18 protein-coding genes are annotated in these 19217 nt (G+C 70.1%); 9 read left to right on the forward strand and 9 right to left on the reverse strand.

All coding sequences use genetic code 11. From position 1 onward, the window contains the following. Positions 1–4: 4 nt before the first annotated feature. The 4 genes from MQC88_RS03505 to prmB form a co-directional block, all read right to left on the reverse strand. Entirely contained in the window at positions 5–1852 is a 1848-nt protein-coding gene (locus MQC88_RS03505) for a type IV pilus assembly protein FimV (RefSeq protein WP_243319235.1), read from the reverse strand. A 73-nt stretch (positions 1853–1925) separates the two neighbouring features. Next, complete coding sequence (locus tag MQC88_RS03510; RefSeq protein WP_243319236.1) at positions 1926–2945, reverse strand: aspartate-semialdehyde dehydrogenase; 1020 nt, start codon at positions 2943–2945, stop codon at positions 1926–1928. Between the two features lie 108 nt (positions 2946–3053). Then, the gene (gene aroC, locus MQC88_RS03515; protein WP_243319237.1) at positions 3054–4145 is read right to left on the reverse strand and encodes a chorismate synthase; all 1092 of its coding nucleotides are present in this window, start codon (positions 4143–4145) and stop codon (positions 3054–3056) included. Between the two features lie 12 nt (positions 4146–4157). Then, positions 4158–5111, reverse strand: a complete 954-nt coding sequence (gene prmB, locus MQC88_RS03520; protein WP_243319238.1) for a 50S ribosomal protein L3 N(5)-glutamine methyltransferase — start codon at positions 5109–5111, stop codon at positions 4158–4160. A 100-nt stretch (positions 5112–5211) separates the two neighbouring features. On the opposite strand from prmB, the gene MQC88_RS03525 reads away from it, so the two are divergent. Then, the gene (locus MQC88_RS03525; RefSeq protein ID WP_243319239.1) at positions 5212–5865 is read left to right on the forward strand and encodes an SCO family protein; all 654 of its coding nucleotides are present in this window, start codon (positions 5212–5214) and stop codon (positions 5863–5865) included. Between the two features lie 12 nt (positions 5866–5877). Further along, complete coding sequence (gene asd / locus MQC88_RS03530) at positions 5878–6741, forward strand: archaetidylserine decarboxylase (RefSeq protein WP_243319240.1); 864 nt, start codon at positions 5878–5880, stop codon at positions 6739–6741. 50 nt (positions 6742–6791) lie between these two features. On the opposite strand, the gene MQC88_RS03535 is transcribed toward asd, so the two are convergent. Then, complete coding sequence (locus MQC88_RS03535; protein WP_243319241.1) at positions 6792–8348, reverse strand: transglycosylase SLT domain-containing protein; 1557 nt, start codon at positions 8346–8348, stop codon at positions 6792–6794. A gap of 876 nt (positions 8349–9224) precedes the next feature. On the opposite strand from MQC88_RS03535, the gene MQC88_RS03540 reads away from it, so the two are divergent. The 3 genes from MQC88_RS03540 to greB all read left to right on the forward strand — a co-directional run bounded on the left by MQC88_RS03540 (position 9225) and on the right by greB (position 11817). Further along, positions 9225–10730, forward strand: coding sequence for a helicase HerA-like domain-containing protein (locus tag MQC88_RS03540; protein WP_243319242.1), 1506 nt, complete (start codon positions 9225–9227; stop codon positions 10728–10730). 61 nt (positions 10731–10791) lie between these two features. Continuing rightward, complete coding sequence (locus MQC88_RS03545; RefSeq protein WP_243319243.1) at positions 10792–11301, forward strand: copper resistance protein NlpE; 510 nt, start codon at positions 10792–10794, stop codon at positions 11299–11301. 6 nt (positions 11302–11307) lie between these two features. Beyond that, positions 11308–11817: a transcription elongation factor GreB gene (gene greB / locus MQC88_RS03550; protein WP_243319244.1), complete on the forward strand. Its 510-nt coding sequence runs from the start codon at positions 11308–11310 to the stop codon at positions 11815–11817. On the opposite strand, the gene MQC88_RS03555 is transcribed toward greB, so the two are convergent. The 4 genes from MQC88_RS03555 to rimO form a co-directional block, all read right to left on the reverse strand. Then, the gene (locus MQC88_RS03555; RefSeq protein ID WP_243319245.1) at positions 11780–12265 is read right to left on the reverse strand and encodes a low affinity iron permease family protein; all 486 of its coding nucleotides are present in this window, start codon (positions 12263–12265) and stop codon (positions 11780–11782) included. The genes greB and MQC88_RS03555 overlap by 38 nt on opposite strands. A 75-nt stretch (positions 12266–12340) precedes the next feature. After that, positions 12341–13111, reverse strand: coding sequence for a molybdopterin-binding protein (locus MQC88_RS03560; RefSeq protein ID WP_243319246.1), 771 nt, complete (start codon positions 13109–13111; stop codon positions 12341–12343). After that, complete coding sequence (locus MQC88_RS03565; protein WP_243319247.1) at positions 13104–13958, reverse strand: cytochrome b/b6 domain-containing protein; 855 nt, start codon at positions 13956–13958, stop codon at positions 13104–13106. The genes MQC88_RS03560 and MQC88_RS03565 overlap by 8 nt, the downstream gene beginning before the upstream one ends. A 409-nt stretch (positions 13959–14367) precedes the next feature. Then, on the reverse strand, positions 14368–15723 hold the full coding sequence (gene rimO / locus MQC88_RS03570; protein ID WP_243319248.1) for a 30S ribosomal protein S12 methylthiotransferase RimO: 1356 nt from the start codon (positions 15721–15723) through the stop codon (positions 14368–14370). 109 nt (positions 15724–15832) lie between these two features. Between rimO and MQC88_RS03575 the strand changes: the two genes are divergently transcribed. The 4 genes from MQC88_RS03575 (at position 15833) to MQC88_RS03590 (ending at position 19216) form a co-directional block, all read left to right on the forward strand. Further along, positions 15833–16501: a dienelactone hydrolase family protein gene (locus MQC88_RS03575; protein ID WP_243319249.1), complete on the forward strand. Its 669-nt coding sequence runs from the start codon at positions 15833–15835 to the stop codon at positions 16499–16501. Positions 16502–16520: 19 nt separating this feature from the next. Continuing rightward, complete coding sequence (locus MQC88_RS03580) at positions 16521–16955, forward strand: HIT family protein (protein WP_243319250.1); 435 nt, start codon at positions 16521–16523, stop codon at positions 16953–16955. A 67-nt stretch (positions 16956–17022) separates the two neighbouring features. Continuing rightward, positions 17023–18879 (forward strand): DUF885 domain-containing protein, encoded by a 1857-nt coding sequence (locus tag MQC88_RS03585; RefSeq protein WP_243319251.1) that lies wholly within the window; start codon positions 17023–17025, stop codon positions 18877–18879. 34 nt (positions 18880–18913) lie between these two features. Next, complete coding sequence (locus MQC88_RS03590; RefSeq protein WP_243319252.1) at positions 18914–19216, forward strand: hypothetical protein; 303 nt, start codon at positions 18914–18916, stop codon at positions 19214–19216. Position 19217: the final 1 nt, after the last annotated feature.

Below are 19217 nucleotides of genomic sequence, written 5' to 3' on the forward strand. Positions count from 1 at the left end.
CCGGTCACAGGTCGCGCAGCATCCGCGCCGCAGCCTCGCGCGCGGCCGGGTCGCGTCCGTCCAGGACCTCGCGCAACAGGTCGCGCGCGGCATCGTCGTCGCCAAGATCGAGGTAGGCGCGGGCGAGTTCGAGTTGCCGCTGCGGGTCGCTGGTTTCGCTTACCGCCGCAGCCGGCGCGACCGGGGCAGACCCGCCGCCGTGCCAGGTCGGAACGGTGCCGACCAGGGCCGGTGCCGCGGTCCAGTGCGGCGCCGCCGTGGCGCCCGGCACCAGGACGTCGGCCGGCAGCGACTGGGGACCCGCGTCGCCCACTTCTCCATCGTCGTCCCGGATCACGGTTGTGTCCGGCGTCGCCGCTTCCACGGCCGGATCCTCGGGCCCGGCGCGGAGCCCGGCAGCGTTCTGCGCGGCCGGTGGCGGGACGCTTGCAGCCAGTTCGGCGGCATCGAACAGCCGCGGCTTGTGCGTCGAGGCACGGCGACGGGTGAAGAGCCAGCCGACCAGGGCCGCCAGCAGCAACGCCAGCCCGAACCAGACCCAGGCCGCGCTGCCGCCGGACGCCGCCGCCTGCGCGGGCGGCTGGCTGGCCCCCGGGACCGTGGTGGCCGCGGTGTTGGCCTTGGCCAGGTTCTGTTGCGCCGCGGCCAGCGCGCTGTCCTTCATCGCGATCAGCTGCTGCTGTTGCTGCTGCAGCTTCTCCAGCTCGGCCACGCGGGCCTTGAGTTCGCCGACCTCGACATCGCGCGCCGCCAGCGTTTCCCTGGTTTCCTGCAATTCCTGCTGTCGCAGCATGTCGCCCTCGCCCCCGGCCTGGATGCCGGATCGTGTGCCTGCCTGCCCGCGCCCGGGCGATGACGGCACGATTTCCAGCCGCGCCTGCGTCGTGGCGCCGTTGCCCTTGCCGGCCGTAGCGGGCGTGCGGTCGCCATCGGCACCCGCGATCGCCGCGGGTTGTTGCTGCGGCGCGCGCGCCTGGCGCCATTGCGCGACCTGGGTGCGCACCATCGCCGCGGCTTCACCGGCGCTGTAGCGCGACAGTTCGCCAGCCGGCGGCATGCGCAGTACCGCGCCCGCCTTCAGGCGGTTGATGTTGTCGCCGATGAAGGCATCGGGATTGGCGCGCAGCAACGCCAGCATGACCTGGTCGAGGTTGTGGCCGGCCGACGGCAAGCCCGCGGCGATTGCGCTCAGGGTGTCGCCGGAGCGCACCGCATAATCGCCGGATGGCGGTGGCGCCGCCGGCGTGGGCGCGGGCGCCGGCGCAGGCGCGGGCGCCGCGGCAACCGGGGGCGGCACCGGGATCGCCGTGGGCGCCCGCGGCGCGGCCGGCGTTGCCGACGGAGTCGGCGCTGCCGGCGCAGGGGCCACTTCCGGCGCGCGCACGATGGTGTTGGACGGCGCGACGGTCGGCGCCTCGATCGGCTGCAACGGCGCGGCCACGGTGCGCGGCGCATCGACCAGCGTGGAGTATTCGCGTACCAGGCGGCCTTCGCCCCAGTCCACTTCCAGCAGGAAGGTCAGCAGCGGTTGCGTGAGCGGCGCCGCGCTGGTGACGCGGATGACGGGATTGCCGCGCGCGTCCAGCGCGACCGCGAACTGCAGGCCCGACACTTCCGTGTCCGGCGGCTGCAGGCCGACGCGGCGGAAGGTGTCCGGCGAGGCCAGCCGCGCCTGCAGGTTCTCCAGCTCGGTCGGATCGCTGGAGATGATCGGGATCTCGGCGACCAGCGGCTGCCCGGGCTGCGACCTGACCGTGAGCTGGCCCAGGCCGAGCGCCAGCGCCGGCCCGGCCAGCAACGCCAGCACGCCGGCCAGCAGCAGCGAAATCGCGATCGATGGCCTTCTGGTCACGCCCACCCCCGGGGAAACCTTCGTCCCGACTCTAGCCGCCCGCGGCGGCACTCCGCAATCACCACCGCTGCGATCATCCGGCCTCTGCCACGACCAGTTCGGCGATCTGCACCGCATTCAGCGCCGCGCCCTTGCGGATGTTGTCCGAGACGATCCACAGGTTGAGCCCGCGTGGATGGGAAAGATCGTCGCGGATGCGGCCGACGTACACCGGGTCGTTGCCCGAGGCATGGGTCACCGGCGTCGGATAGCCGCCGCCGACGGGTTCGTCCACCACCTCCACGCCGGGCGCGGCCGCGAGCAGCGCGCGCGCGTCGGCGGCGGCGAGCTTGTCGCGGGTTTCGATGTTGACCGCCTCCGAATGCCCGTAGAACACCGGAACCCGCACCACGGTGGCGTTCACCCCGATGCCGTCGTCGCCGAGGATCTTGCGCGTCTCCCAGACCAGCTTCATTTCCTCGGTGGTGTAGCCATTGTCGGTGAAGTCGCCACCGTGCGGGATCACGTTGAACGCGATCTGCACCGGGTAGACCTCCGGCTCGGCCGGCTGGAAATTGAGCAGCCCCGCGGTCTGCCTGCCCAGCTCCTCCAGCGCGCGCCGGCCGGTGCCCGACACAGACTGGTAGGTGGCGACGTTGATGCGCTCGATTCCCGCCCTGCGGTGCAGCGGCGCCAGCGCGACCAGCATCTGCATGGTCGAGCAATTGGGATTGGCGATGATCCCGCGCGGCCGGTTGCGCGCCGCCTCCGGGTTGACCTCGGCCACCACCAGCGGCACGTCGTCGTCCTGGCGGAACGCGGAGGAATTGTCGATGACAACGGCGCCCGCCGCGGCGAACCGGGGCGCGTATTCCCTCGAGATCGCGCCGCCTGCCGAGAACAGCGCGATGTCGACGCCGGCCGGGTCGAAGGTGGCGAGGTCGCGGACCACGATCTCGCGGTTGCCGAAGGCCACCTCGCCACCGGCGGAGCGTTCGCTGGCCAACGCGACCAATTCCCCGACCGGGAACCCGCGCTCGGCCAGGATCGACAGCATCACCTCGCCGACCGCGCCGGTGGCGCCGACCACGGCGACCTTGTATGTCCTGCCCATGCTTGTTCCTGCTTGTTGCGGTTGATGTAGCAGCGGCTTATGGCCGCGAGACCTTTCCCGGGTGGCGCTTCAAAGCTCGCGGCTTCAGGCCGCTCCTACGAATTCATTTCATGCCTGTGGCGGGATGCGCGGCGACACCTCGCCCACGTCGCCGCACTGCGCGCGATGCCGCAAGGCCTGGTCCATCAACACCAGCGCCAGCATCGCCTCGCAGATCGGGGTGGCGCGGATGCCGACGCAGGGATCGTGGCGACCGGTGGTGACGACCTCCACCGCCTTGCCCTCGATGTCCACGCCGCGTGCCGGCAGTCGCAGGCTGGACGTCGGCTTGAACGCCACCGACACCAGCAACTGCTGCCCGCTGGAAATGCCGCCGAGGATGCCGCCGGCGTGGTTGCTGAGGAAGCCGTCCGGCGTCGCCTGGTCGCGGTGCACGCTGCCACGCTGCATCACGCTGGCGAACCCGTCGCCAATCTCCACGCCCTTGACCGCGTTGATCGACATCATCGCCGCGGCGATCTCCGCGTCGAGCTTGCCGTACACCGGCTCGCCCCAGCCCGGCGGCACGCCGGTGGCGACGACGGTGACGCGCGCGCCGACCGAATCGCCGGACTTGCGCAGCGCATCCATGTAGCTTTCCAGCTCCGGCACCTGCGCCGCGTCGGGCCAGAAGAACGGGTTGGCCTCCACCGCCGCCCAGTCGCAGGCGCGCGGCAGCACCTCGCCGAGCTGCGCGAGGTAGCCGCGCACGTGCACGCCATGGCGCTGCGCCAGCCACTTCTTCGCGATCACCGCGGCGGCGACGCGCATCGTGGTCTCGCGCGCCGAGGAGCGCCCGCCGCCGCGTGGATCGCGGGTGCCGTATTTCTGCCAGTAGGTGTAGTCGGCGTGGCCGGGGCGGAACTGACCGGCGATCGCGTCGTAATCCTTGCCGCGGGCATCGGTGTTGCGCACCAGCAGCGCGACCGGGGTCCCGGTGGTGCGGCCTTCGTGGACGCCCGACAGGATCTCGACGGCATCGTCCTCGTGCCGCGCCGAGACGTGCCGCGACTTGCCGGTGGCGCGGCGCGCGAGGTCGGGGGCGAAATCGGCCGGCGCGATTTCGATCCCCGGCGGGCAGCCGTCGACCACGCAGCCGATCGCCGGCCCGTGCGATTCGCCGAAGGTGGTGACCCGCAACAGCTGGCCGAAGGTGTTCATCCGCTGCCGGATTCAGAACAACCCGCCGGCGGCGCGCGGCGCGGTCGCCTGCTCGCGCGCGTCGGCCAGCTCGCGGATGCGCTTGTTGTGCGCGACCAGGTCGTGGCGTTCGGCGACGAACACGCCCATCTGCCCGACCTTGAACTCGACCCAGGCCAGCGGCAGTTCCGGCAACAGCTTCACCAGCGCCTGCTCGGCCTCGCCGACTTCGCACACCAGCAGGCCGTCGTCGGTCAGGTGCAGCGGCGCATCGCGCAGGATCTGCAGCGCCAGGTCGAGGCCGTCGTCGCCGGCGCGCAGGCCGAGCTCGGGCTCGTGCGAATATTCGCGCGGCAGCGCATCGGTCTCGGCATTGGTGACGTACGGCGGATTGGTGACGATCAGGTCGTAATGCTCGCCCGACAGGGCCGAGAACAGGTCGGACTTCAGCAACCGCAGGTTGCCTGCGTGCAGCCGCGCCTGGTTCTCCCGCGCCAGCGCGAGTGCGTCGTCGGACAGGTCGACGCCATCCACGTGCCAGTCCGGGTTGTAGTGCGCCATGGCGATGGCGATGCAGCCAGAACCGGTGCACAGGTCCAGCGCGCGGCGCACTTCGCGGCCGCCGAGCCAGGGCTCGAAGCCGGTTTCGATCAGTTCGGCGATCGGCGAGCGCGGCACCAGCGCGCGCGGATCGGACTTGAACGACAAGCCGGCGAACCAGGCCTCGCCGGCGAGGTACGCCGCGGGGATGCGCTCCTCGATCCGGCGCAGGAACAAGCCGAGGATCTCTTCCTTCTCCGCCAGCGTCACCCGCGCCTGGCCGTAGGCCGGGCCGATGTCGTGCGGCAGGTGCAGCGCGTGGAGGGTGAGCTGGGTCGCCTCGTCCAGGGCGTTGTCGAAGCTGTGGCCGAAGGTCAACCCGGCCGCGTTGAAACGGCTGGCGCCGTAGCGGATCAGGTCGATGATGGTGCGGAGCTCATCGGTCATGGCGGCGGCCGCGGCGTGCGCCCGTAGGCAAGGCGGCGAATTATAGCCGTGGCGCGGCTATCATGGCCGAAGTTCAAGTACCGGCTGAAGAAGAATCGCCATGTTCAACCGCACCACCGGCACCATCCTGGTCATCGCGCTCGCGGCCGCGCTCGGTCTCTGGGCCGCGCAGCGCTGGTTCGCGCAACCCGTCGCCGGGCCGCGGCTGCAGGTGGCCAAGCTGCTCGAACAGCCGCGCGAGTTGCCGGCGTACTCGCTGCAGCAGTCCGACGGCACCCCGCTGGTGCCGGGGGAGCTCAAGGGCCACTGGACCGTGGTGTTCCTGGGCTTCACCCATTGCCCGGACGTGTGCCCGACCACGCTTGCGCAGCTGGCGCAGGCGCAGAAGCAGTGGGCCACCTTGCCGGACGCCACCCGGCCGCGGGTGCTGTTCGTCTCGGTCGACCCCGAGCGCGACACCCCGGACCGGATCGGCGAGTACGCGCACGCCTTCCACAAGGACACGCTGGCGGCGACCGCCGACCTGCCGGCGCTGGAGGCCTTCGCGCGCTCGCTGTCGCTGGTGTTCATGAAGGTGCCCGCTCCCGAAGGCGCACCCCCCGACCAGTACAGCGTCGACCATTCCGCGGCGCTGGCACTGCTCGACCCGCAGGCGCGCATGGCCGGCATGGTTCCGCAATCCCAGGATGCGCCGCTGGATCCGCAGGCGGTCGCGGCCGACCTGCTCGCGCTGACCCGCGACGACGGCCGCTGAGGCGCGAGGCGCATGAGCCCGGTTACCGCCCTGACCTACGTCCTGCCCCACCGCCTGCTGTCGTCGCTGGCGCGCGCGCTGGCGTATTCACGCATGCCTGCGCTGAAACGGTGGCTGATCGAGACGGTGGTGCGCAGGTTCGGCGTCGACCTGGCCGAGGCCGCCGAACCCGATGCGCACGCCTATGCCAGCTTCAATGCCTTCTTCACCCGCGCGCTGAAGGCGGGCGCGCGCGCGCCCGATCCCGATCCGCGCGCATTGCTGATGCCCGCCGACGGCCGCATCAGCCAGTGCGGCGCGATCACCGCCAATGCCGACGGCATGGGCCGCGTCTTCCAGGCCAAGGGCCAGTCGTTCACCACCGCCGAACTGCTCGGCGACGCCGATGCAGCGGCATTGTTCGACGGCGGCGTGTTCGCGACGGTGTACCTGTCGCCGAAGGACTACCACCGCGTGCACATGCCGTGGGCCGGCAGGCTGCGCGAGACGGTGCACGTGCCCGGGCGCCTGTTTTCCGTGGGCCCGGACGCAGTGCGCAGCGTGCCGCGGCTGTTCGCACGCAACGAGCGGCTGGTGTGCCACTTCGACACCGATTTCGGGCCGATGGCCGTGGTCATGGTCGGCGCGTTGCTGGTATCGGGCGTGGAAACCGTATGGAGCGGCGTCGAGATCCCCCCATATGGCGGGCCGGTGACGGTGAAGGATTACCGCGGCGAGGGCATCGCGCTGGAGCGCTTCGCCGAGATGGCGCGTTTCAATTACGGATCCACGGTGATCGTGCTGCTGCCGCGGGGCGTGGCGACATTGGCAACGGAACTTGCCCCGGAATCAGCGGTGAAGCTCGGCCAGCGCCTGGCAACGCTCACCTCAGCCTAGCGGCAACATCTCCGCGCGTTGCGACGCGTTGAAGATCATGGCACTTGCAGTTACTGCGCGGCGCGGCAGCCTTCCAGCTTCAGTCGCTGCCCGGGCCGGATCGCGTAGCGCGGCGCCCTGACGTTGTTGGCCTCGGCCAGGTCGCCGGTGCTGCACTGGAACTTGCGCGCGATCGAGGTCAGGGTTTCGCCACGTTGCACGCTGTAGTGGCGCGGCGTCGCCGGCATCGGCCTGCCCGTGGCGACGGTCGTGGGCACCGTGGTCGCGACATCCGGCAGTTGCTGGATCGCGCCGGTGCGCACGATCGCCGTGCCTGCGTCGCTCTGCATCAGCGTCTGCGCCAGGGTGGCGCGCGCGCCTGTCACGCAATAGCGGTCGTAAAGCTTGGCGATCTGGCTGGTGGCGTTGAGCGTGGTCCCCGCCGGCAGCCAGCTGTCGGCCTGGTAGCGGGGATTGAGGTTGCGCAGCGTGCGCAAGTAGCCGTCGCGGGTCCCGCTGTTGCCCAGGCAGATCGCAAGCTCGTAGATCGACCCGGGCTTCTGCAGCCGCAGGCCTTCGGAGCGCGTGCTGACCAGGGGGAAGCTCAAGCCGTATTGCCGCGGGTGCAGGAACAGCCATGCCGCGGCGATCACCATCGGCACGTAGTCCTGGGTTTCCGACGGGAACTGGTCGTAGACGTCGGCGTTCCAGAAGCCGCGGCCGCCACTGCCCTGGTAGACGCGCAGCGCACGGCCTTCGCCGCCGTTGTAGGCCGCCAGCGCCAGTTCGATGCTGTTGTTGAGCTGGCCCATGCGCTCGTTGAGGTAGGCAGCGCTGGCCTCGGCGGCGGCGCGCGGGTCGTAGCGGGTATCGAAGCCGGTGGCGTCGACGCCCAGCCCGAAGCGCTTGCCGGTCGCATACATGAATTGCATCGGTCCGGCGGCGCCGGCGCGCGAGGTCGCGTGCACCTTGCCGTTGGACTCCTTGGCCATGATCCCGAACAGCAATGCCTCGGGCAGGCCGGCGCGCTCGAACGATGGCCACATGGCCTGGCGCAGGTATTCGTAGTTCTCGTAGCTGTCCAGCAGCTGCCCGCGCATGTCGGTCAGCCAGCGGCGGATGCCGGCCTGCACCGCCGGGTTGTACTGCACCATCGCGTCGAAGCGGTGGGTCTTGTCGTCGAGCAGGCTCGCTGCGCGCGCGGCCTCCGGCACATCCGCTGCCAGGGTGCCGATATGGTCGGGATCGGCATCGTTGGGGTCGATGTCATCGTCGAAGTCGTCGCTGTCGCTCGCCGCGGCTTCACCGTCGGCGGCGAGCTTGAGCAGGCGCTTGTAGGTGGCAAGCAGGGTTGACACCTGGCAGCCGCGCTGCTGGCCGCACGCAGCGACCGCATCCTCCATGTCTTCCAGCGCGGCGTCGCTTTCCTTCTGCCCGTCCGGATCGCTGTTGCCGATCTTCACCAGCGCCGCGCGATAACGCTCCTCGGCGGCAGCCATCCTGCCGTTGATGGCGTCGATGCCGGCCTGGTCGCGGCGCGAAACGGCGGCAGCGTCGGTGGGCACGGCCAGGCAGGCGAACAGGCAGGCGATCGGCGCAATGCGCCAGGTAGCGGCAAGGAAAGTCATCACGGCGGCAACAGCGGAAGTACCCGCAGGGTAGCCTCCGCGGCCGCGCACCGGCAACCGCCCGCGAGCGCAACCGTGATCGACGCCGCTGAACCGCCCTCGCCCGAAACGTTGCGCCAGATTGCCCCCGGTTTCTCCACCGCCAACTGCGGGAAACTTCCTTGCGACGACACGCTCATTTCTCCGCCGAAGGTGAATGCGTCCCTGCGGGCGCGAAGAACTCGCGCGAAGGGGCCATCATCTCGTCTTCGAGGCTTCCGGAGCGACTGGCAGCTTCAATGCGGGTATGGAAGCAGGTGGCCCGCCGTGGGGAAGCAGGTGGCCCGCCATTCGCGGGACACGCCGCAAGTACATCCATGTAGGCTCATCGGCGGCATCCATGCCGCCGAAGGTCCCGCGAATAGCAGGCCACCAGCTTCAGCACGGTTGCGCGGTGCTTGAAGAAAAAAGCGGCCGAAACCCAGAATTTACAGGCTTGCGTCGTCGCCGCCCGGCGGGCTGGGGGGTGCGGAGAGCAGGCCATGGGTGAGCCAGGGCAGCTTGCGCGGCACTGCCGCGCGGCCTTGGCGAACGCCCGGCGCGCTGCGCCGGGCCGGACCGCGGAGCGGGCCTGCGACCCGACCTGGAGACAGAGTGTCGTCAGCAGGGCGCAGCACCCCCAGCCCGCCGGGCGGCGACTCCGGCCGAAGCCGATTCATCGGGCCGATGCGCTCCCGCACATACGAAGCGCACGATGTCACGTCGAAACGCCGCGGCACCCCTGACCGTCGCGCAGCAGCTACGCTCTGCTCCAGCAGGCCGGACCCCGAAAGGCAAAGGAGTGAAAAATCGGACCGGGCCGATAGAATCGGGGCAACACACCCGGAAGGATCGCGCATGGACCCCATCCTCGTCGGCAAGGCCGTGACCACCCCCGCCAGCGGGCTGGTGCAACTGCTGCCGAGGTACGGCAACCGCCATGGCCTGGTCGCTGGCGCCACCGGCACCGGCAAGACGGTGACGCTGATGACGCTGGCCGAAGGCTTCTCCAGGATCGGCGTGCCGGTGTTCCTGGCCGACGTCAAGGGCGATGTCGCCGGGTTGGCGGTTGCCGGCGCGCCCAACGACAAGCTGCAGGCGCGGATCGCCGAGATCGGCATCGCCGACTACAAGGCAGAAGGCGCGCCGACGATCTTCTGGGACCTGTACGGCAAGCTCGGCCACCCGATCCGCACCACGGTCAGCGAAATGGGCCCGCTGCTGCTGTCGCGGATCCTCGAGCTCAACGACACCCAGTCCGGCGTGCTCGACATCGTCTTCAAGCTCGCCGACGACCGCGGCCTGCTGCTGCTCGACTTGGAGGACCTGCGCGCGCTGCTGAACCTCGTCGCCGACGAGCGCCGGGACGTCTCCACCGAATATGGACTGGTGAGCACCCAGTCGATCGGCGCGATCCAGCGCGCCCTGCTGCGGCTGTCGCAGGACGGGGCCGAGAACTTCTTCGGCGAGCCGGCGCTGGAGCTGGCCGACCTGATGCGCACCACGCACGACGGCCGCGGCGTCATCGGCATCCTCGCCGCCGACCAGCTGATCCTGAAGCCGCGGCTGTATTCCAGTTTCCTGCTGTGGCTGCTGTCGGAGCTGTTCGAGAAGCTGCCGGAAGTCGGCGACCTCGACAAGCCGAAGCTGGTGTTCGTGTTCGACGAGGCGCACCTGCTGTTCGACGACGCGCCGCCGGCGCTGCAGCAGCGGATCGAACAGGTGGTGCGGATCATCCGTTCCAAGGGCGTGGGCGTGTACTTCTGCTCGCAGTTCCCCGATGACGTGCCCGACGACATCCTCGGCCAGCTCGGCAATCGCGTGCAGCACGCGCTGCGCGCCTTCACCCCGCGCGACCAGAAGGCCGTGCGCACGGCGGCAGAGACCTTCGTCGCCAACCCCGCGCTGGACGTGGCCAAGGCCATCGGCCAGCTCGGCGTCGGCGAGGCGTTGTGCTCGATGTTGCAGGACAAAGGCGTCCCGATGCCGGTCGAGCGCACGCTGGTGGCGCCGCCGCGTTGCCGCATGGGCGCGATCACCGATGCCGAACGCGCGCAGGTACGCGCCGGCAGCCCGGTCGGCGCCAGGTACGACAACGCGGTCGATCGCGACTCCGCCGCCGAGATGCTGGCGAAGAAGGCCGAGGCCGCCAGCGCCCGGGCCGACGCGCCGCCGGCGAAGACTGCCGACGACGATGACGGCGGCGGTTTCGGGCAGGCGGTGAAGGATGCGGTGTTCGGCACCAAGCGCCGCCAGGGCATGGTCGAGTCGATGGCCAAGCAGGCCGCGCGCACGGTCGGCAGCCAGGTCGGGCGGCAGATCCTGCGCGGCGTGCTCGGCGGCATCTTCGGCGGCCGACGCTAGTCGCCGACCGCAGGCAATCGCGACGCTCCACCGACAACTTTCCAGCCACGGGATCCAGCCCATGAAGCCCAGCCTTGCCGTAATCCTCTCCGCCCTCGCGCTCGCCCTCCCCGCCTGCCAGCGCGAGGCGCCGGTTGCCGACACCGCCACCGCGCCCGCGGTCGCCGCACCGGCGCCCGGCGACACGCCCGTGGTCGCCACCGAAACCACGATGGCCCAGGCCGGCGTGCAACCAGGCCCGGGAGCGATCGACAGCAAGGCCTTCGCCGGCAAGTTCAACGGCAGCCTGCCCTGCGCCGACTGCCCCGGCATCGACGAGACGCTCGAACTGGCCGCCGATGGCAGCTTCACCCTGACCGACGTGTACCGCGAACGCCCGCAGGGCACCTCCACCCTGCAGGGCACCTGGTCGGCCGACGCCGACGGCAAGCAAATCCGCCTGGATCCGGGTAGCAAGGCCGAACGCGACCGCCTGTACGCGATCGAGGACAACGACACGCTCAGCCCGCTGGGCGCCGATGGCGAGCGCGTGGAGGGCGCACCCGACATGCGCCTGAAGCGCGGCAAGTAACCGGCCTTGGGACGCTGGCGCCCGCCCGCCGCGCACGGCACCGCGCTGGTCACGCGCGCCGGCCATGCGCGCCTCAAGGCGGAACTGGACGAGCTGTGGCGCGTGCGGCGCCCGGAGGTGGTCAAGGCGCTGGCCGCGGCGGCCGCCGAGGGCGACCGCTCCGAGAACGCCGAGTACACCTACCGCAAGAAGCAGCTCGGCGAGATCGACCGTCGCGTGCGCTACCTCAGCAAGCGGCTGCAGGTGCTGCGCGTCGTCGACACGGCGCCCACGGATCGCGATGCGGTGTTCTTCGGCGCGACGGTGGAGGTGGAGAGTGTCGCCAACGGCGAGGTCTCGCGCTACCGCATCGTCGGACCCGACGAGACCGATGCCAGGCTCGGGCACATCAGCATCGATTCGCCGCTGGCGCGCGCCATGCTGAAGAAGCGCGTCGACGAGGAATTCGAAGCGGCATTGCCGGGCGGCGCCACCCGTTTCACGATCCTGGCGGTGGATTACGACGGCGACGGCTGATGCGATGCCGCGCGCCCGCGGGCGCTTCGAGGTCACCCACTTCCACCTCCGGCGTCCCGGCATCATCGTCGCCCCGGGGTACTTCGCGCGCCTTGCGCGCCAGTTCCTCGTAGCGATCCTGGAACTGCTGCAGGTCGCGCTCCTCCAGTTCCTCCAGGTCCAGCAGCGCGTTGTGCGCGCCCTGGGTGGCGCGGATCAGTTCGTCGAGCTTGATCTGCAGCGCCTGGGTGTCGCGGTTCTGCGTGTTCTGGATCAGGAACACCATCAGGAAGGTGATGACGGTGGTCCCGGTGTTGATCACCAGCTGCCAGGTATCGCTGAAATCGAACAGCGGCCCGGTGACCACCCACGCCAGCACCACGCCGGCGGCCAGCGCGAAGCACAACGGCCGCCCGGTGAAGCGCGACGCCGCCTTGGCCGTGCGGGTGAACCAGCCGAGCTTGCGCATGCGGGGTGCCTCTCGAAAAGGGCGGACGCCAGTGCGCAGGCGGCGCGCAAAAGCGGTGTCGGCGCCTGGACCGGGTCAGATCCCGCCGTACCAGTCGTAGCCCTGGTCTTCCCAGTAGCCGCCCTTGCCGGCACCGAACCCGGCGTAGGCGTCGACCAGTTCGACCGCGTGCACGTACTTGGGCTGCTTGTAGCCGAGCTTGCGCTCGATCCGCATGCGCACTGGCGCGCCGTTGGCGATCGGCAGCGGGGCGTCATTGAGCTTGTAGGCGGCGATGGTTTGCGGGTGGTACGCATCCAGGAGGTCGACGCTCTCGTAATAGCGCGAGCCGTCGCCACCCAGGTCATCGAAGCAGTGGAACACCACGAAGCGCGCCGCCGGTTTCGGCCGCGCGAGATCCAGCAGGTGCGCCAGCGGCACGCCCTGCCACTTGCCGATCACGCTCCAGCCCTCGACGCAGTCGTGGCGGGTGATTTGGGTGCGCTGCGGCAGCGCGCGCAACGCATCCAGCGATAACTCCAGGGGCCGCTCGACCAGCCCGCGGATGCGCAGCCGGTAACCGCTGAAGCCATCGGCCTTGAGCGCCAGGTATTCGGGCGTGCGCGGATCGACCGATCCGTTGGGCCGGAACCCCGGCGAGATCATCGACTCGGGGAATTCCGTCGCCAGCCGGTTGCCGGTCAGCGCGCGTTGCGCGCGCATCGACAGGTGCTCGGCGACGCCGAGCACGTCGACGAAGCGCTCGCTGCGCGACAACGCGTCGCAGCCCGCCAGCAGGCCGAGGCCGGTGCCGGCGATCGCGCCGCGCAGCAACCGCCGGCGCGGCAGCAGCACGCGCTCAGCCATCGCCCGCCTCCCCCGCGCGCGGCCAGCGCACGCGGAAGCGTCCGCTGAGCATCGAGCGCAATTCGTTGACCGGACCCGCGTACACCACCATCAGCACGTGCAGCAGCGCGAACAGCACGAACAGCACCATCACGATGAAATGCAGCGTACGCGCCGATTGCCGCCCGCCGACCAGCGCCAGCCACCAGCCGAGCACCGAATCCAGCTGCGGCGACATCGACAGCCCGGTCAGCAGCGCCAGCGGCGCCAGCACGAACACCACGCCGAGGTAGGCCAGCTTCTGCAGCGGGTTGTAGCGCGTCGCCTGCTCGCCGACCGGATGGCGGAAGCGCAGGTGGTCGGCGATCGAACGCGGGATGTCGCGCCAGTCGCGCCGGCGCATCGCCAGGTCGCGCGCGAGGTGCCGGCTGGCCAGCGACCACGCCAGGTAGCAGGCGCCGTTGACCACCCACAACCAGGCGAAGAAGAAGTGCCAGCGCCGGCCCAGCGCCAGCGAACGCGTGCTCGGGATCGTCGCCCATTCCGGGAAGCCGCGCCGGACCATGCGCCCGTCCCCGTTCGCGGACACCCCGAGCACGCCGGTGGTATCGAAGCTGGCGTTGCCCACCAGGGTGATGCCGCGGCCCTTGCCATCGGGCCCGAGTACCGCGCTGGCCGCGAATACCGGGCTGCCGAAGCTCGAGGCCTGGCCCCAGTACAACGCCGGATGCGCGTTGAACACCTGCAACCCGCTGCCGACCAGCACCAGCATGCAGGCGAGGTTGATCCAGTGCATCCAGCGCAGGGGCGCGCGATGGCGCAGCACCGTGCGCCATTCGTATGCCGGCGATGTCGTGGCCTTGGCCATTCCCCGATCCTACGCCATGCCCTGCCCGGCGCGGAGGGGCCAGTCGCTGCTGGTGGTGCGGGCAAAAGCCTGCCAACTCTTGCGGGTCCGCCGTACGCGCGGGCCTGCCGGTCGGGGGACGCCGTGAATACGTCCTTGTAGGCTGATCGGCGACATCCATGTCGCCGACACCCCCGCCCGGCGGGCCCGCACGCACGACGTCACCACGACATGGAACCACGGTCTTCGGCTGCAGGAATCCGTGTCGCTCCAGCTGCGGCAGCAGTCGCGGGTCCCGGCCTGCGAGGACTTTCAGCGACATGGATGTCGCTGAAAAGCCTACATGGATGTACTTGCGGCGTGTCCCGCCTCGCTGGCCGGGACCCGCGGCTGCCCTCCACGAAGCCGATGCTGTTGTCGCGCCGCTGAATCAAACGGCGACTTCGCCGTAGAGGTCGTGCTCGTCGCTGCCGAGGATCTCGACGTCGACGAATTGCCCGGGCTGCAACCCGGCATCGCGTCCGTCCTGCACCTGCACCACGCCGTCGATCTCCGGCGCGTCGGCCATCGAACGCGCGATCGCCAGTTCGCCGTCGATGGCATCGACCAGGCAGCGCTGCACGCTGCCGACCTTGGCCTCGAGCCTGGCCGTGCTGATCGCGGCCTGGCGTTCCATGAAGCGCGCCAGGCGCTCCTGTTTGACATCCTCGTCCACCGGATCGGGCAGCTCGTTGGCCCTGGCGCCCTCGACCGGCGAATAAGCGAAGGCGCCGACACGGTCCAGTTGCGCCACGTCGAGGAAGTCCAGCAGTTCCTCGAACTCGGCCTCGGTCTCGCCGGGGAAGCCGACGATGAAGGTGGAGCGGATCGTGAGCTCGGGCGCGATCTCGCGCCAGCGCGATATGCGCCCCAGCGTCCTGTCGACCGCGCCTGGCCGCTTCATCAGCTTGAGGATGCGCGGGCTGGCGTGCTGGAACGGGATGTCCAGGTAAGGCAGCAGCTTGCCGTCCGCCATCAACGGGATGATCTCGTCCACGTGCGGATACGGATACACGTAATGCAGCCGCGTCCACAGCCCCAGTTCGGACAGGCCCTCGCACAACGCCTTCATCCGCGTCTGGTATGGCTTGCCGCGCCACTCGCGCGCCGCGTACTTCACGTCGACGCCGTAGGCGCTGGTGTCCTGCGAGATCACCAGCAGTTCCTTCACCCCGCCCATGGCGAGCTTTTCGGCCTCGCGCAGCACCTCGTCCACCGGCCGCGAGGCCAGGTCGCCGCGCATCGACGGGATGATGCAGAAGCTGCAACGGTGGTTGCAGCCTTCGGAGATCTTGAGATAGGCGTAGTGCTTTGGAGTCAGCTTGATGCCGGTGTCCGGCACCAGGTGGATGAACGGGTCGTGCGCAGGGGGCACGGCCGCGTGCACCGCGTTCATCACGCTGCCGTAGTCCTGCGGGCCGCTGATCGACAGCACGCCCGGGTGCGCCTGGCGAATCACGTCCTCGCGCTTGCCCAGGCAGCCGGTGACGATCACCTTGCCGTTCTCGGCCATCGCCTCGCCGATCGCGTCCAGCGATTCGGCCACGGCCGAGTCGATGAAGCCGCAGGTGTTGACCACGACCACGTCGGCGTCGTTGTAGCTCTGCACCAGGTCGTAGCCCTCGACCCGCAACTGGGTGAGGATGCGCTCGGAGTCGACCAGTGCCTTGGGGCAGCCGAGACTGACGAAGCCGACTTTCGGGTTCGTGGGCTCGCGGGCGGGCGCGGCGGGACGGGGCGTGGACATCGGGCAGGATCGCGTGGGGGGCGCGAATTATAGTCCGGGGCTAGAATCGGGCCGGGATCGCTCCTGTCTCCGGGTTCGCGATCATTCCCCCGCACGCAGGGAGCCGCGCATGGGCCGCGACATCGCCTTCGACACCCCCGCCGGCAGCATCGGCGGCTGGCGCGCCGATCCGGTCGAGGCGCCGCGCGGCGCGCTGGTGGTGGTGCAGGAGATCTTCGGCGTGAACGCGCACGTCCGTGGCGTGGTCGACCGCTACGCCGCGGGAGGCTACGTGGCGCTGGCGCCCGCGTATTTCGACGTGGTCGAACGCGGCGTCGAACTGGGCTACGACGCCGCCGGGGTGGCGCGCGGCAAGGCGCTGGCCGATGCCGTCGGGCTGGAACGCGCGAACACGGTCACCGGCGCGGCGGCCGCCCTGCTCCAGGCCGAGGGGTTGAAGGTGGGGATCGTCGGCTTCTGCTGGGGCGGCACCGTCGCCCTGCTCGGCAACACCCGCCTGGGACTGCCGGCATCCAGCTACTATGGCGCCCGCAACCTGGCGTTCCTGGACGAGCCGCTGCGCGCGCCGATCCAGTTCCATTTCGGCCACAGCGACCCTTCGATTCCACCCGAGGCGGTCGCCGCGCACCGCGCGCGCCAACCCGGGGCCGAAGTCCACGTCTACGAGGGCGCAGGCCACGCCTTCAACCGCGAGATCGACCCGACGCACTACGACGGCGCGGCCGCCCGGCTCGCCCACCAGCGCACCATGGAACTGTTCGCGCGCGCGCTGGGCTGAGGCCGCGCAGGAGATCGCCATGAGCAGGCATTCGCACCAGGTTCCGCAGCACTACGAACTGCATCCGCAACTGGCCGCCGACACCCACCCGGTCGTCGCATTCGCGCTGTGCGAGCTGCGGCTGATGGACGACGCCAACTATCCCTGGCTGGTGCTGGTGCCGCGGCTGCCGCAGGCGCGCGAATTGATCGACCTCGATGCCAGGCAACGGCATGCACTGAGCGACGAGATCGACCTCGCCTCGCGCGCGTTGCGCGACGTGTTCCAGCCGCACAAGCTCAACGTCGCCGCACTCGGCAACCTGGTGCCGCAACTGCACGTGCACGTGATCGCGCGCTACGAGCACGACCCGGCGTGGCCGTCGCCGGTCTGGGGACGGGTCGCGGCGCGGCCTTATACGCCCGAAGGGCTGGTGGAACGCATCGCCCAGCTGCGCGACGCCCTGCTGGCCTGAGCCGCCGCGTTGCGCGGCCCGCGGCCAGGGCCTAGGCTCGGCGCCTGCCTCCAAGAGGAATACGCGCATGCGCCACCTGCCTTCCGCCCGCGTCGCCGCCGTTTCCGCGCTGGTCGCCGTCGCGCTGCTCGCCGGCTGCAGGCGCGACGCCGCCCCCGCACCGAGCACGCAGGCGCCGGCGCCCGCGGTCGCCAGCCAGGACGCCGCCTTCGCATCGGCGGTCGACGCCTTCATCGATGGCGCCTTCCAGCATTACCCGACTTTCGCCGCCAACGCCGGCCGGCATGAGTTCGACGGCAAGCTGCCCGACTACAGCCCGGCGGGATTGAAGGCCACCGGCGACTGGCTGCACGCGCAGCGCGACAGGTTCGCCGGCTTCACCGACGCGCAGCTGGACGACAGGCGCCGATTCCAGCGCGACTACGTGCTGGCGGTGATCGACGGGAACCTGTTCTGGCTGGAGGACTCGGGGTTCCCGTACAACAACCCCGGCTTCTACACCGGCGACCTGTCGCCGAGCATGTACCTCACCCGCCCGTACGCGCCCTTGCCGCAGCGCATGGCCGCCTTCGTCGCCTACCAGGAAGCACTGCCGAAGGCGATCGACCAGGTCAGGGCCAACTTCAAGCTGCCGCTGCCGGCGTCGTACATCGACCTCGGGGTCAATTCGTTCGCCGGCTACGCGAGTTTCTTCAGGTCCGACGTGCCGGCGATCTTCGCCGAAGTGAAGGACGACGCCCTGCAGGCGCGCTTCAAGGCGTCCAACGCCGCCGCGATCCAGGCCACGCAGGGCATGGCCGACTGGCTTGCGGCGCAGCAGCCGCAGGCGACCCAGGACTTCGCGCTCGGCGCGGAGAAATTCTCGAAGATGCTGCGCGCGACCGAACGGGTCGACATCCCGCTGGACCGGCTCAAGGCCGCGGGCGAAGCCGACCTGCAGCGCAACCTCGACGCGCTCAAGGCCGCCTGCGACCAGTACGCCGCCGGCAAGCCGCTGAAGGACTGCGTCGCGAAGCAAGCCGCGGACAAGCCCGAGGGCGGCGCGGTCGAAGGCGCGCGCGCGCAACTCGACAGCCTCCGCCAGTTCATCGTCGACAAGGACCTGGCAACGATCCCGGGGCGGGAACAGGCCAAAGTCGAGGAGGCGCCGCCGTTCAACCGCTGGAACTTCGCCTACATCGAGATCCCGGGGCCATACGAGAAGAACCTGCCATCGGTGTACTACATCGCGCCGCCGGACCCGAAATGGCCGAAGGCCGAACGCGACGCCTACGTGCCGGGCAAGGCGGACCTGTTGTTCGTGTCCGCGCACGAGGTCTGGCCGGGCCACTTCCTGCAGTTCCTGCATTCCAACCGCTCGGACTGGAAGTTCGGCCAGCTGTTCGTCGGTTACGCCTTCGCCGAGGGCTGGGCGCACTACACCGAGGAGATGATGTTCGATGCCGGCGTCGGTGGCGGCACGCCCGAGACCCACATCGGCCAGCTTGCAAACGCGCTGCTGCGCGACGTCCGCTACCTGTCGGCGATCGGCCTGCACACCGGCGGCATGAGCATGGCGCAATCGGAGAAGATGTTCCTCGAGCAGGCGTTCCAGAACCCGGGCAGCGCGCGCCAGCAGGCTGCGCGCGGCACCTACGATCCGGCCTACCTCAACTACACGCTGGGCAAGCTGATGATCATGCAGCTGCGCGAGGACTGGACCGCGCAACACGGCGGCCGCACCGGCTGGAAGGCGTTCCACGACCAGTTCCTGGGTTATGGCGGCCCGCCGATCCCGCTGGTGCGCGCGCAGATGCTCGGCGGCAGTGCCGAGGCGAGGTTGTGGACGGCGCCGGCGACCGCTGTCGCAGCCCCCGCGTCGACACCGACGGCCACGCCGGCGTCCGATACGGCGCCGACGGGCGAGGCCGCGCCGGCGCAATGAGCGCCCCACGCGGGCAACGATCCACGGAGAACGCATGAGACAGCTGCTGCTTGCCGCCCTGCTCGCCACCACGGCGATTGCGACATCCTTGCCCGCGCACGCGGGCCTGTTCGACAAGTCGCCGGAGAAATCCGCCGAGGAAGCCGCGCGCGCCAACCTGGCCGCGGTCACCATCTGGGTCGACGCGAGCTGGGGCTTCCGCAACCAGGGCGCGGCGAATTCGCTGAGCCGCGCACACCAGGCGTTCGCGAGCCGCGGCTACCAGGTCGTGGACGTGGCGCCCTACATCGAGAACGGCGACCTGCAGGGCTTTTTCGTCACCTACCGCAAGCCCTGAA

Source organism: Cognatiluteimonas sedimenti, from assembly GCF_022808325.1.
GTDB classification, from domain to species: domain Bacteria; phylum Pseudomonadota; class Gammaproteobacteria; order Xanthomonadales; family Xanthomonadaceae; genus Cognatiluteimonas; species Cognatiluteimonas sedimenti.